The 12541-nt window shown below is 64.0% G+C and carries 11 protein-coding genes; 3 read left to right on the top strand and 8 right to left on the bottom strand.

Annotated features, from left to right (window positions below; all coding sequences use genetic code 11):
* Window positions 1-33 precede the first annotated feature (33 nt).
* Genes G8767_RS11195 through G8767_RS11185 form a run of 3 tightly spaced genes read right to left on the bottom strand, consistent with a single transcriptional unit; the run spans window position 34 to window position 1960 of the window.
* The gene (locus G8767_RS11195; protein WP_095970155.1) at window positions 34-567 is read right to left on the bottom strand and encodes a hypothetical protein; all 534 of its coding nucleotides are present in this window, start codon (window positions 565-567) and stop codon (window positions 34-36) included.
* Between the two features lie 57 nt (window positions 568-624).
* Complete coding sequence (locus G8767_RS11190) at window positions 625-1221, bottom strand: hypothetical protein (RefSeq protein ID WP_095970154.1); 597 nt, start codon at window positions 1219-1221, stop codon at window positions 625-627.
* A gap of 31 nt (window positions 1222-1252) precedes the next feature.
* On the bottom strand, window positions 1253-1960 hold the full coding sequence (locus G8767_RS11185; RefSeq protein WP_166810255.1) for a TVP38/TMEM64 family protein: 708 nt from the start codon (window positions 1958-1960) through the stop codon (window positions 1253-1255).
* A 435-nt stretch (window positions 1961-2395) separates the two neighbouring features.
* On the opposite strand from G8767_RS11185, the gene mutA reads away from it, so the two are divergent.
* Genes mutA through meaB form a run of 3 tightly spaced genes read left to right on the top strand, consistent with a single transcriptional unit; the run spans window position 2396 to window position 7550 of the window.
* Window positions 2396-4291 carry a methylmalonyl-CoA mutase small subunit gene (gene mutA, locus G8767_RS11180; protein WP_166810192.1) on the top strand — a complete coding sequence of 632 codons (1896 nt, stop codon included), beginning with the start codon at window positions 2396-2398 and terminating at the stop codon, window positions 4289-4291.
* Window positions 4288-6540 (top strand): methylmalonyl-CoA mutase, encoded by a 2253-nt coding sequence (scpA, locus tag G8767_RS11175; RefSeq protein ID WP_095970151.1) that lies wholly within the window; start codon window positions 4288-4290, stop codon window positions 6538-6540. Before mutA ends, scpA begins: the two co-directional genes overlap by 4 nt.
* Window positions 6541-6557: 17 nt before the next feature.
* Window positions 6558-7550: a methylmalonyl Co-A mutase-associated GTPase MeaB gene (gene meaB / locus G8767_RS11170; protein WP_166810191.1), complete on the top strand. Its 993-nt coding sequence runs from the start codon at window positions 6558-6560 to the stop codon at window positions 7548-7550.
* Window positions 7551-7612: 62 nt separating this feature from the next.
* Here the strand turns inward: meaB and G8767_RS11165 are convergent, their stop codons facing one another.
* The 5 genes from G8767_RS11165 to G8767_RS11145 form a co-directional block, all read right to left on the bottom strand.
* Window positions 7613-8560, bottom strand: coding sequence for a sulfite exporter TauE/SafE family protein (locus G8767_RS11165; RefSeq protein ID WP_095970149.1), 948 nt, complete (start codon window positions 8558-8560; stop codon window positions 7613-7615).
* A gap of 232 nt (window positions 8561-8792) precedes the next feature.
* A complete protein-coding gene (locus tag G8767_RS11160; protein ID WP_166810190.1) occupies window positions 8793-9827 on the bottom strand; it encodes a nucleoside hydrolase in 1035 nt (344 codons plus the stop codon).
* Window positions 9820-10296 (bottom strand): OsmC family protein, encoded by a 477-nt coding sequence (locus G8767_RS11155; protein ID WP_095970147.1) that lies wholly within the window; start codon window positions 10294-10296, stop codon window positions 9820-9822. Before G8767_RS11155 ends, G8767_RS11160 begins: the two co-directional genes overlap by 8 nt.
* Window positions 10297-10327: 31 nt before the next feature.
* Window positions 10328-11641 (bottom strand): CoA transferase, encoded by a 1314-nt coding sequence (locus G8767_RS11150; RefSeq protein WP_166810189.1) that lies wholly within the window; start codon window positions 11639-11641, stop codon window positions 10328-10330.
* A gap of 18 nt (window positions 11642-11659) precedes the next feature.
* Complete coding sequence (locus G8767_RS11145; RefSeq protein WP_166810188.1) at window positions 11660-12538, bottom strand: 3-methyladenine DNA glycosylase; 879 nt, start codon at window positions 12536-12538, stop codon at window positions 11660-11662.
* Window positions 12539-12541 lie beyond the last annotated feature (3 nt).

Raw genomic sequence — 12541 nt, 5'->3', positions numbered from 1 at the left:
ACCTTTCGGAGTAAACGGACGGGCGCTCATCACCTAGGTGATGAGCGCCCGTCCCGTTCCACAGACGGCAATCGCCCAGAGGACGCTGACGAAGGTTCCCATGATGAACTGCTCGGACGCGTGAGGTTCGCGAAGTTCTGGGTACCGTGCGAGTCCCTTGACCGCCAAGACGATCGCGATGCCTTCCGGCCAGGTCGCGAGAATTGACGCCGCCACCGCGAGCCGTTCGAGTATGCCGATCACACGTCCGCCGCGAAGAGGTCCGGCGTCCGGTGCCGGGCTCCCGTCCGGTTGGCGACGGGCGATCTTGAAGGTGGCAAGCACCAACGGTGCACCGGCCGTGGCGGCGGCAAGTACGCACAGGACCAGCGTCGCCCCGAGCGCAAAACCGGTGACCGGGCTCGTTCGGGTCGATGCGAGCGCGGCAACACCCAGCGCCGGCAGCGCGACCACGGACGACGCCCATTCGGGCACCTCCAGTCGACCGCGACTGAGCGGTCCCAGTGCCGCTGCAACTGCTGGCGCCGCGGCGGCGACGGCGAGTGCGATCAACGCCAGAACGACCATGTATCCGAGCCCCCTGCTGTGTCGACGAGTTTGTGTACTGATGCGAGCGTGAGCAGTCTAGGGCTGGAGTCTGACCAAAAGTCGTTCTGCGAGGCGACGCCCGGCGAGTTCTGCGTGCCACCCAGCGGTCAGGAGTCTCTTCGACATGGCCTGCTTGGTGATTCCGAGCCGGGTGGCCGCGGTGACCTGAGTGAGTCCGCTGTCCATCAGAGCTATGGCCTCGCGCCCGTCCTTCGTCTGTCTCGCGACGATCGTGCCGAGCAAGGTGAACGCGGCATCGACGTCGGCGGCAAGTTCGTTGCGTGATCTGTCGTCCGGCGCCTGTTCGACGGCAATTTTCGCCGGGGCTCTCTTGGCGCGTTCGACGGCGATTCTTGCAGCTTCGAACGCGGGTCCGCGCCCGGCTCGGGTCTGCCGCGGGAGAGGGTGCTCGACTGGGCCGATCCCGATCCCGACACTCCAGTACTCGCGCCGAATCAGCTCCAGTGCGACGAGGACGAGCAGTGCCGGATCGTCGGTCACTGCTTGAATCTCGTCGCCCGCAGTGCGCTCGAACGGTCGAAGGAGTTCGAGATCGGCCATGTCGTCGATGATGTCCCCGACGCGATCGACGTCCCGTCGACTACCTCGCTGATCCACTGTCAGTACGAACATCAGTCAATGTTATGTAGTTGACTTTCAATAGTCAATCGTTTTGGGTTGACTCAATCAAATCAACCTCTTGAGGTTGACTGCTGTCGACGGTGGATTCGCTCAGTGGAGGCTGACGGCGAGCGTCGAACACCAGACCGGAGATCCCGATTGCAATGCAGATCCCGGACAGGATCAGGAGACGAGGATCGGCTTCGCCGGACAGCGCATCGCCCAGAACGACAATCCCGACAGTGCCGGGCAAAATGCCGACGACGGTGGCAAGGATGTAGGGCACGATCCGGATCGACGAAATGCCGCAGCAGTAGTTCACCACCGAGAAGGGGACAAACGCGATCAAGCGCAGAGACCCGACGGCCAGCCACCCCCGCTTTTCGATCCGCTCGTCCACCCGCCGGATCGTCGGACTCGAAATCCGTTGCCAAACAACGTCGCGGCCGATGGCGCGGACCAGGTAGAGGGCCAGTACGGCACTCACAGTCGTTGCCGCCACAGTTAGGGCGATGCCGGTCACCGAGCCGAAGAGAACCCCCGCGCTGAGAGTGAAGACGGTCCGCGGAAACGGCGCGACGGTGACTATCGAATGAACCAGGAAGAACACGAGGGGAAACGCCGGGCCAACCGAGTCCGCCCACTCGCGCACCTGAGACACCGTGGGATGTGGGGCGAGGAGGGCAGCGAGGAACAAAGCGAGCACTACCAGGACTATTGCGATCAATCTTCGGTCCAGCAGGCGTCCCATCACAGGTCACAAGGCTACCTGTGAACGGTGAACCGAGCCGACTGCAGACCCGCAAACGCACGTTGAACATCGCCACGGAGATGGGAAAGCAGCGTGCTCCAGGCGACAATGAAACCGGTGCTGTGACGAAAACCACTAGGAGTTCGAGGCGGTGCGCACGTGAAGTCCCGGCCAGTGAAACGAACTCGCGGGTAACTCACATACATGCTGAACAATCGCTAGGTAAGGACCAGTCGCAGGTGCCCGAACGACTGAAACCCGCGTCTGCGGACCGGTCGGAAAATGGTCGTGAACGCCGTCGTGAACGGCACTGTGAAGAACCTGACGTGATCCTCACGATATCTGAGCTCAGAGGCGGGTTAGCATCACAGAACTAACGAACAATTCCGATTATCGGTAAAGCGCTCACGCAAAAAATGAGAGGGAGCGGACACAGTGTCATTAGCTTCAGAAGCCGAGGCTGTCGAGCAGGCATATGCGGAGTGGCAGCGCTCCGTAGCCGGAGTGCTCGCCAAGTCCCGCAGAGTCGATGCGGCAGAACTGGGCCCCGAGCCACAGAAACTGCTCGAAACCGTCACATACGACGGCGTCACTGTCGCACCGCTCTACAGCCCACGCGACGAGCGTCCCGAGCAGAGCCTGCCGGGCACGTTCCCGTACGTGCGAGGCGTCGATGCTCACCGTGACGTCAATGCCGGTTGGTTGGTCTCCGCTGTATTCGGAACGGCCTCCGCGGCGGAGACGAACCGCAGCGTCCTCGACGCTCTCGAAAACGGTGTCAGTGCACTGTGGTTGAAGGTCGGTGCCAAGGGCCTCCCGGTCACCGACATCGCCGCTGCGCTCGAGGGTGTGCTTCTCGATCTCGCGCCGCTGACGCTCGACGCAGGCGCGGAGGCAGGCGATGCTGCCCGTGCACTCCTCTCTCTCCTCGACGCACGCGCCGAAGCCGGTGACGGCGTCAGCGATCGCGCCGGCATCCGCATCCACCTCGGTGCCGCACCGTTGACCAGTTCGTTCTCCGGCGCAGCCGACGTCGAACTTGCCGACGCCGTCGAGTTGGCCGCCCTCGCTGCAGCGCGTACGGAAACCGTGCACGCGATCACCGTCGACGGCACGGCGTTTCACAACGCCGGTGCCGGCGATGCCGAAGAACTCGGTGCTGCGATTGCCGCCGGCCTCGAGTATCTGCGTGCACTCACCGCCGAGAGTGGCCTGACCATCGGTGCCGCCTTGTCGCAGTTGGCTTTCCGCTACTCGGCAACCGACGACCAGTTCCAGACCATCGCGAAGTTCCGTGCCGCACGGCTCGTGTGGGCACGCATCGCGCAGGTTTGCGGCGCTTCCGATTTCGGCGGAGCACCTCAGCATGCGGTCACCTCCGCCGCGATGATGGCTCAGCGTGATCCCTGGGTGAACATGCTGCGCACCACCCTCGCCGCATTCGGCGCCGGTGTCGGCGGAGCAGACGCGGTGACGGTCCTTCCGTTCGACGTCGCTCTTGCCGACGGCACCCTCGGCGTCAGCAAGTCCTTCTCTTCACGCATCGCCCGCAACACCCAGTTGCTGCTGCTCGAAGAGTCACACCTGGGCCGTGTCCTCGACCCGTCTGCCGGATCCTGGTACGTCGAGGACCTGACACAGCAGATCGCCGCCACCGCGTGGGAGTTCTTCCAGGAGATCGAAGCAGCCGGCGGATACCTGGCGGCCCTCGAAGCGGGAATCGTCTCCGGTCGCATCGCTGCCACCAAAGCAAAGCGTGACTCCGACATCGCACATCGCAAAACCACGGTCACCGGAGTCAACGAGTTCCCGAACCTCGGCGAAACACCGCTGTCCGCCGAAGCGGTCGAGCCCGGTCAGACCGTCGCCCGCTATGCAGCTGCATTCGAAGCACTTCGTGACCGTTCGGATGCGTTCCTCGCCGCCGGCGGCGCACGTCCCACTGCGCTTCTCGCGCCGCTGGGCTCGGTCGCAGAACACAATGTGCGCACCACGTTTGCGTCCAACCTGCTCGCTTCGGGTGGTATCGACGCAGTCAACCCGGGCCCGCTCGAGGTGGGCGCCGAGGCGATCTCCGCAGCTGTCAAGGCTTCCGGTGCCACCGTCGCCGTGCTGTGTGGCACGGACAAGCGCTACGGCGAGAGTGCCGCAGCAGCTGTCGCCGAACTTCGCGCCGCCGGTATCACCAAGGTGCTGCTGGCCGGACCGGAAAAGGCAGTCGCAGACGCGACCGGCGATTCTCGCCCGGACGGATTCCTCACCGCCCGCATCGACGCAGTGTCGGCTCTGACCGAACTGCTCGACTTCATCGAGACGGGAAGCTCCAAGTGACGACACGAGAGGTCAAGCACGTGATCGGCAGTTTCGCCGAGGTCCCACTCGAGGACCCTCAGTCTCCGGCACCCACACCGCCGTCGGTCGAGCAGGCCCAGGCGCTCATCGAAGAGGGTGCAAACGCCAACAACTACGCCGCCGAGCAGGTTGTCTGGTCGACCCCGGAAGGCATCGACGTCAAGCCGGTGTACACCGCAGCCGACCGCGCAGCCGCCGCCGAGTCCGGTTACCCGCTCGACAGCTTCCCGGGCGCGGCGCCATTCCTGCGTGGTCCGTACCCGACCATGTACGTGAACCAGCCGTGGACCATTCGTCAGTACGCCGGCTTCTCCACTGCCGCGGAGTCGAATGCGTTCTACCGTCGTAACCTCGCAGCCGGCCAGAAAGGCCTGTCGGTCGCCTTCGACCTCGCCACGCACCGCGGCTACGACTCCGACCATCCACGCGTCGCCGGCGACGTCGGAATGGCCGGTGTCGCAATCGATTCCATCCTCGACATGCGTCAGCTCTTCGACGGAATCGACCTCTCGCAGGTGTCGGTCTCGATGACCATGAACGGCGCTGTACTGCCGATCCTCGCGCTGTACGTCGCAGCGGCAGGTGAGCAGGGTGTCACTCCGGACAAGCTGGCCGGAACGATCCAGAACGACATCCTCAAAGAGTTCATGGTTCGTAACACCTACATCTATCCGCCCAAGCCCTCCATGCGGATCATCTCGGACATCTTCGCGTACTCCAGTGCGGAAATGCCGAAGTACAACTCCATCTCGATCTCGGGTTACCACATCCAGGAAGCCGGAGCGACGGCCGATCTGGAACTGGCGTACACCCTCGCGGACGGCGTCGAGTACATCCGCGCCGGCCTCGACGCGGGTATGGACATCGACAAGTTCGCACCTCGCCTGTCCTTCTTCTGGGCCATCGGCATGAACTTCTTCATGGAGGTCGCCAAGCTGCGGGCCGGACGCCTCCTCTGGGCCGAGTTGGTGGCCAAGTTCGACCCCAAGAGCGCGAAGTCGCTCTCGCTGCGTACCCACTCGCAGACCTCCGGCTGGTCCCTGACCGCGCAGGACGTCTTCAACAACGTGCCGCGCACCTGCGTCGAGGCCATGGCTGCCACCCAGGGACACACCCAGTCCCTGCACACCAACGCGCTCGACGAGGCCATTGCGCTGCCGACGGACTTCTCCGCCCGCATCGCCCGCAACACCCAGTTGCTGCTGCAGCAGGAGTCCGGCACCGTGCGTCCCATCGACCCGTGGGGTGGCTCGTACTACGTCGAGTGGCTGACCAACGAGCTCGCCAATCGGGCTCGTAAGCACATCGAAGAGGTCGAGGAAGCCGGCGGTATGGCTCAGGCCATCAACGAAGGCATCCCGAAGCTGCGTATCGAGGAAGCCGCCGCTCGCACCCAGGCACGCATCGACTCCGGTCGGCAGCCGCTCGTCGGCGTCAACAAGTACGTTCCCGACGAGGTCGACACCATCGAGGTTCTCAAGGTCGAGAACTCCAAGGTGCGCAAGGAACAGCTCGAGAAGCTGGTTCGTCTTCGCGCGGAACGTGATCCGGAAGCCGTCGAGGCCGCACTCGCGAACCTCACCCGCGCTGCCGCGTCCACCGAAGGCGGCATGGAGAACAATCTCCTCGCTCTCGCTGTCGTCGCCGCCCGCGCCATGGCAACCGTCGGCGAGATTTCCGACGCCCTCGAAAAGGTGTACGGACGCCACCAGGCCGAGATCCGCACCATCAGTGGTGTGTACCGCGACGAGGCAGGAACGGTGAGCAACATCAGCAAGGCGATGGAACTGGTCGAGAAGTTCGCCGAGGACGAAGGACGTCGTCCCCGCATCCTCGTCGCGAAGATGGGCCAGGACGGTCACGACCGTGGCCAGAAAGTCATCTCCACGGCCTTCGCGGACATCGGATTCGACGTCGACGTCGGACCGCTGTTCCAGACCCCCGAAGAGGTCGCCAATCAGGCGGCCGACAACGACGTCCACGTAGTCGGTGTGTCGTCGTTGGCAGCCGGTCACCTCACCTTGGTGCCGGCGCTGCGGGAAGCTCTGGCTGCAGCCGGTCGTCCCGACATCATGATCGTCGTCGGCGGCGTCATTCCGCCCGGTGACTTCGACGAACTCTACGAGGCCGGCGCTGCTGCCATCTTCCCGCCCGGCACCGTCATCGCCGACGCTGCCAGCGGATTGTTGGAGAAGCTCTCCGCCCAACTGGGTCACGACCACAGCTGAGAAGGGGGTCACTGAAGATGGCACGTCAGCCCATCGACATTGATTCTCTCGCCGAGGCGGTGCGCGGAAATGAGCGTGCCGGCCTCGCTCGGGCGATCACCCTCGTCGAATCCACTCGTGACGACCACCGAGCGCTCGCGCAGCAGCTTCTGCTGAAGTTGCTGCCCGAGGCCGGGGGAGCGCACCGGATCGGCATCACCGGCGTTCCCGGCGTCGGCAAGTCGACGTTCATCGACGCGCTCGGAATGTACTTGCTCGGCAAGGGACATCGGGTTGCGGTGTTGGCGGTCGATCCGTCCTCCACCCGCACCGGTGGCTCGATTCTCGGTGACAAGACGCGCATGGCTCGGCTCACGGTCGAGAAGAACGCGTACATCCGGCCGTCACCGACGTCCGGCACACTCGGCGGAGTTGCCAAGGCGACTCGCGAGACAATCGTGCTTCTCGAAGCCGCCGGTTTCGACGTCATCCTGGTGGAGACGGTGGGTGTCGGGCAGTCCGAGGTCACTGTTGCCAACATGGTGGACTGCTTCACCTTCCTGACCCTCGCTCGTACCGGTGATCAGCTCCAGGGCATCAAGAAGGGTGTCCTCGAGCTCGCAGATCTGGTGGCGGTCAACAAGGCCGATGGCAAGCATGAGCGCGAGGCAAAGGGTGCTGCCCGCGAACTTGCGGGAGCGCTTCGCCTGATCTACCCGCACGACGCCATCTGGAAGCCGCCCGTCATCACGATGAGCGGTCTCGAAGGTATCGGGCTGGACGAGTTCTGGGGAACTGTCACCAAGCACCGTGAGGTGCTCACCGAAGCAGGTCAGTTCGAGGAGAAGCGTCGCAAGCAACAGGTCGATTGGACCTGGACGATGGTCAACGATCAGCTACTGCGCAGGCTCTCGAGCAACGATCGGGTGCGTGCGATCCGGGCCGACGTCGAGCAGAGCGTGCGTGACGGTTCGCTGACAGCAGCGTTGGCGGCGGGGCGAATTCTCGACGCGTTCGACGGAAGCAGCTAGAGCGGAAAGAACGAAATCCCGGGTATCCGACAGCGGATACCCGGGATTTCTTCTGTGACGATCTATCGTTCGCGCTTGACCGCAGGCTCGGTGAGTTCGGTCTCGACAGCGAGTTCGACTCCCGTGAAATCGCCTTCGGCCTCGGCCGGGGTGAGCGTGGACCGCTTCCACGCGTAGAACAGCAACGCCGCCCACGCGCCGAGAATGGCCAGGTAACCGGCCACCGTCACCGCCCCGGTGATGTCGAAGGATTTGAACAGCTTCTGCGCGTTGGTCAACACGATCACGCCGCCCACCGCTGTTCCGAGCAAGGTTGCAGGCACCCGGCTGACGAGCCACGCCGCAAACGGTGCTGCGATGACGCCGCCGAGCGCGAGACCGGCGACAACGAGAAGGTTTCCCGCCGACTCACGACCCAATCCGACAAGAAATCCCAGCGACGCGGCCGACGCGACCAGAAACTCCGAGGCGCTGACCGAACCGATCACGGTGCGCGGCGCGGTCTTGCCCCGCGAGAGCAGCGTGCTGGTGGTGATCGGACCCCAACCACCACCGCCGGATGCATCGATGAAACCACCGAACAGGCCGAGCGGGGACAGGAAACGTGCAGTGTGCGGGGTGGTGCGAGCATCGGCCACGGCCGGTGGGCGGACCGAAAAGCGAAGTGCCACATAGACACCGATTGCCAGCAGAATCGTCGCCGTGATGGGGACCGCTGCTTCGGTGGACAGACCCGAGAGCACGGTGGCGCCGATGAATGCACCGACGGCGCCGGGCACACCGAGCTTGGCGACCAGCTTCCAGTCGATGTTCTTGAACTTCCAATGCGACACACCCGAAGCGAGGGTGGTGCCGACCTCGGCCAGGTGAACAGCGGCGCTGGCCTGCGCCGGACCGAGGCCACCGATCATCAGCAGAGTGGTCGCGGTGACACCGAAGGCCATGCCGAGGGCACCGTCGACGAGCTGGGCGCCGACGCCGACAAGGGTGAACAAAAGAAGGTTGAACATGAGAAGACAGACTCCGAGCGAAGAAGCGACAAAGTCAGGGGTGCAGGCAGCGAGAATCGCCGCTCAGCAACACGCCTGATCGAAGCATGCGCTACGACGAGTGGGCCAGAACGCCATCAATCCAAGCGCAAATGCCGGGGAGGCATCGTGGCTGGAAATCTGCACGTCAGGGTCCTTCTGTTCTCGTTCGTTGGTGTTCTGTCCATGCGAGCATAACCGGTCTCGAGCTCGATCAACCCACGGCGCGGGCGAACTTTCCCACTCGGTGGACAAGTCGATCGAAGAATTCCGCCGGATCGGTGCTGACGGCGACGTCCGCGTTGGGCTCACGCTTCCAGTGCCCGACCCAGTCAGCAACCGTCGTTCCGATCAGCAGCGGACTCTCGGTTTCGACATCCACCGTTGCCGGTTTCAGCGTCGCCAACCTCGGGTCGAGCGCGACAGCAGCAGCAAAGGGATCATGCATGTGAGCAAGAAATCCCTGGTCGTACTCTCGATGGAACTCCATGTAGAACCGGATCGCGTCGGACATATGCCTGATCACGCTGTTGGACGCGGAACTGCGGACGTCGGGGCCGTCGTCGGGCGAGATGATCTCTTCCGGAGTGCTCCCGGCAGCTTCCGCGAGCCGACGCACATGTTCCGGGAACATCTCGATGGATTCGGTGACGTTGAGGCCGCAGATGATCGGGCGCCGGTGCGCGGGTACGACGGAGAACGCGTCGAACACCTCCTTGGCGGCGTGCGGATCCACCGAGACGTTCCACTCCGCGGTCGGCGTCGTGTTGCCCGGATAGTTGAACGACCCACCCATCACGACCAGTCGCTTCAACAGAGACGGAAGATCGGGTTCACGCCTGATCGCCAGCGCAAGGTTGGTGAGCGGCCCCGTGACCAGCCCGGTGAGTTGTCCGGGGTACTCACGGACGAGATCAACCCAGAGGTCGGTGGCTGTTCGGACCGAGAGCTTGCGACCCGAATCGGGGAGGACGGCATGCCCGATCCCTTGCGGACCGTGAGTCTCCTCGGTGGTGCGCAGCGGGATCACCAGTGGCTCGCGGGCACCGAGTGCAACCTCGATGTCCGGGGCGCCGCAGAGAGCAAGCCAATTGAGGTTGTTGGCCGCGACCTGCTCCACCGGAACATTGCCGGCGGTGCTCGCTATCCCCAGAATCTCGGCCTCGGAGCTGGCAAGGAGATAGAGAAGCGCCAACGAGTCGTCGATACCGGTGTCGACGTCGACGATGAGCTTGTGCATGTCACTCATCGGTGGCCACCAGGATCGTCGGGGAATGCAGGACGGGGAAGTTCACCGATCGAGCGATGAAACATTTCGTGTGTGCGGGGCCGTGAAGCTCTTTCGCAGTCTCGACCATCTCCGCCTCGGCTACCAACACCGTCGGATTCAACGTCACTTCGATGAACTGGCCGCCGCCATCGGATTCCTCGATCATGCTGCCGACCGGCTGATCGCTGTAGTCGAGAACGACCACACCCGAAGCCGCTGCCAGACCGAGGTACCAGAGCATGTGGCACTGGGCGAGGGAGGCTACGAGCAGTTCCTCGGGGTTCCATCGCTGCGCGTCGCCGCGGAACGAGGGATCCGAGCTCCCGAGAAGCTCGGGCTTTCCGACCGCGGATATTGCATGATTGCGCGAATATGCCTGCGTGCTGGACGTTCCGGATCCCAGGTCGCCCGTCCACTGAAGGTCGAGTGTGTAGGTATGTGACTTCACAGGTCCATCTTGCCCTGAATGTGCCGGTCCCTCAGTGTGCCCACTCCGCCCGATCCGTTCCCCACGGTCGGGCCGGTTCGGGGTAGTCCTCGAACTCTGCCAGCGCGGGTCGTGCGGTGGTCATGTCGCCATGGTTGACAACAACATTCAGGCCGGGAGCGGTCGGTAGACCGGGATGGACGGTTCGGCCGGGTGCGTCGAGAAGACGAGCGCCTGTGCTTGCCAGGGACACGTCGACATCGCGGCCACGGCCGTCGTGCGAGCGCAGCGTCAACGCGTCGAGGATCCCTGCTGCCAGGAAGTACCCGGTCGAGTGGTCGAGGGCCTGCGCGGGCAAGGCGCCCGGATTCTCACCGCCCTCCAGAAGCGAGATACCGGACGCGGCCTGCACGATGCTGTCGAAGCCGCGCCGATTCGCCCACGGACCTTCCCATCCCCAGGCACTGACGCGCCCGTGAATCAGGTGCGCAGGAAAATCCTGCCCGATGAGCGCTTCGAGGGCGCCGGGCCGGTAGCCGGTGACCAGCACGTCTGCGGTTTCGAGGAGTTCTCGGAACGCTGCCGCGCCCGCCGAGGATTTCAGGTCGAGAAGCGCCGACCGCTTGCCCTGTCCACTGTCGAGGTGCTGCCATCCGATCTCGGGGATCGCCGGGGGATCGATCCGCAGAACGTCAGCACCGACCAAAGCGAGGGCACGGGTCGCGACCGGGCCGGCGATGACCCGAGTCAGATCGAGGACACGCAACCGCTCCGAGTTCGGGAGGGCTTTTCCTTCGCCGCGTGCTCGGACGGACACCAAAGGCGCAGATCTCGCGGCTGCACACTGCTCACTCATGCGCCATTCGGTCTCGGTACGAACACGGACCGCGATGGCTCCGATCTCGGCGGCCTGCTGCTCGATCTCGATGGCGCTGAGTTCGGATATCCGTTGCGCTACATCATCCTTGGTTGCAGTCGGATCGAGTTCCAGAATGCTGAGCAGACGGTCGCGATGGTGCGGATAGTTGCCGTGCGTGCGGACCCAACCGTCACGTGCGGCAAAGAACCCCGAGTATTCGGAGAACCCGCTTATCGGTTCGCCGCCGATGCGGAACAGTCGATCGCTCGAGAAGGACGCGGCGATGCGCTCGGGATCGAGGCTCCAGTGCCTGTCGACCTGGCCGTCTGATCGGTCAATTGCCGAGGCGAACGCCGCGACCGAGCCCACGGCCAGGTCGAACACCGGCAGGTGTGCCGCAAGGAAGCCCGCAGAGTCCGGGCATTCGATGTGCCCGCGTCGGTCGTCGGCGTGCACCCCGACGTCACGTTGGTATTCGTCGAGATAGAACCCGTACCCGTGATCCATGTGACGCCTTTCGGCAGTTCAGTGGCCGAGAAGCTCCCGGCACTTCTCTGCCAGCGTATCGCGGAGCGGCGCAGCACGATCCGCCAGGTTTTGTTGCTGACGCACGTATTCGGCGCGGCCCGCGGGAGTTTCGATACGAATGGGGGAGTACTCGTACTCGGCGAGGTCGTAGGGGCTCGCGCGCATGTCGAGTTCACGTGCCAGGAGCGCGTGTTCGAAGCACTGCATCACCAGATCCGAATCGACGAGCGGCAACAGCTTGAAGCTCCACTTGTACAGGTCCATCCCTGCGTGCAGGCAGCCCGGCTGTTCGTGATCGACCTGGGTTTCCCGGGCAAGAGGGAGCGCGTTCTTGGGCGCCGCGTCCGGCGTGAAGAACCGGAACGCGTCGTAGTGCGTGCATTTGAGTGGCAGGGATTCGACGACCGCGTCGGTACCGGCGAACCCCAGCCGCAACGGCACTGACTGGTGACGGATCGCGTCCTCGCCGCCGCGATAGACCATCGCCCATTCGTGGAGGCCGAAGCAGCCCAGCACGGCGGGCCGCGCAGACGTCTGATTCAACAGATTCCACACGAATTCGACTGTGTGACGCCGACGCTCCAGCACTGAGTCGTCGACCGTCGCGGTACCCGAATCGTCGATGCGATAGCCGGAGAAGGCTGCGTATTCACCGGCGTTCTCGAGTGCGACTCCGTAACCGGGGTGCCAGCGGCGCAGTTGGGCGGGCTTGAAGTTGTAGTACGTGAAGAGGAAGTCGTGCACCGGGTGAGAGATACCGGCGCTCCGACGCGCTCGGTGCGGCTCGACGAGCTTCTCCACCTCCTCGAGGTGAAGTGCCCGCCGAGCCGTCCACTCTCTCTGCGCGAGTGCGAGTGAAGGCACCGAACGTGTCATCGA

Source organism: Rhodococcus sp. IC4_135 (assembly GCF_011602025.1).
Classification (GTDB): Bacteria; Actinomycetota; Actinomycetes; order Mycobacteriales; family Mycobacteriaceae; genus Rhodococcus_F; species Rhodococcus_F baikonurensis.
Note: the sequence above shows the minus strand (reverse complement) of the source record. Positions and strands in the feature narration are given on the sequence as shown.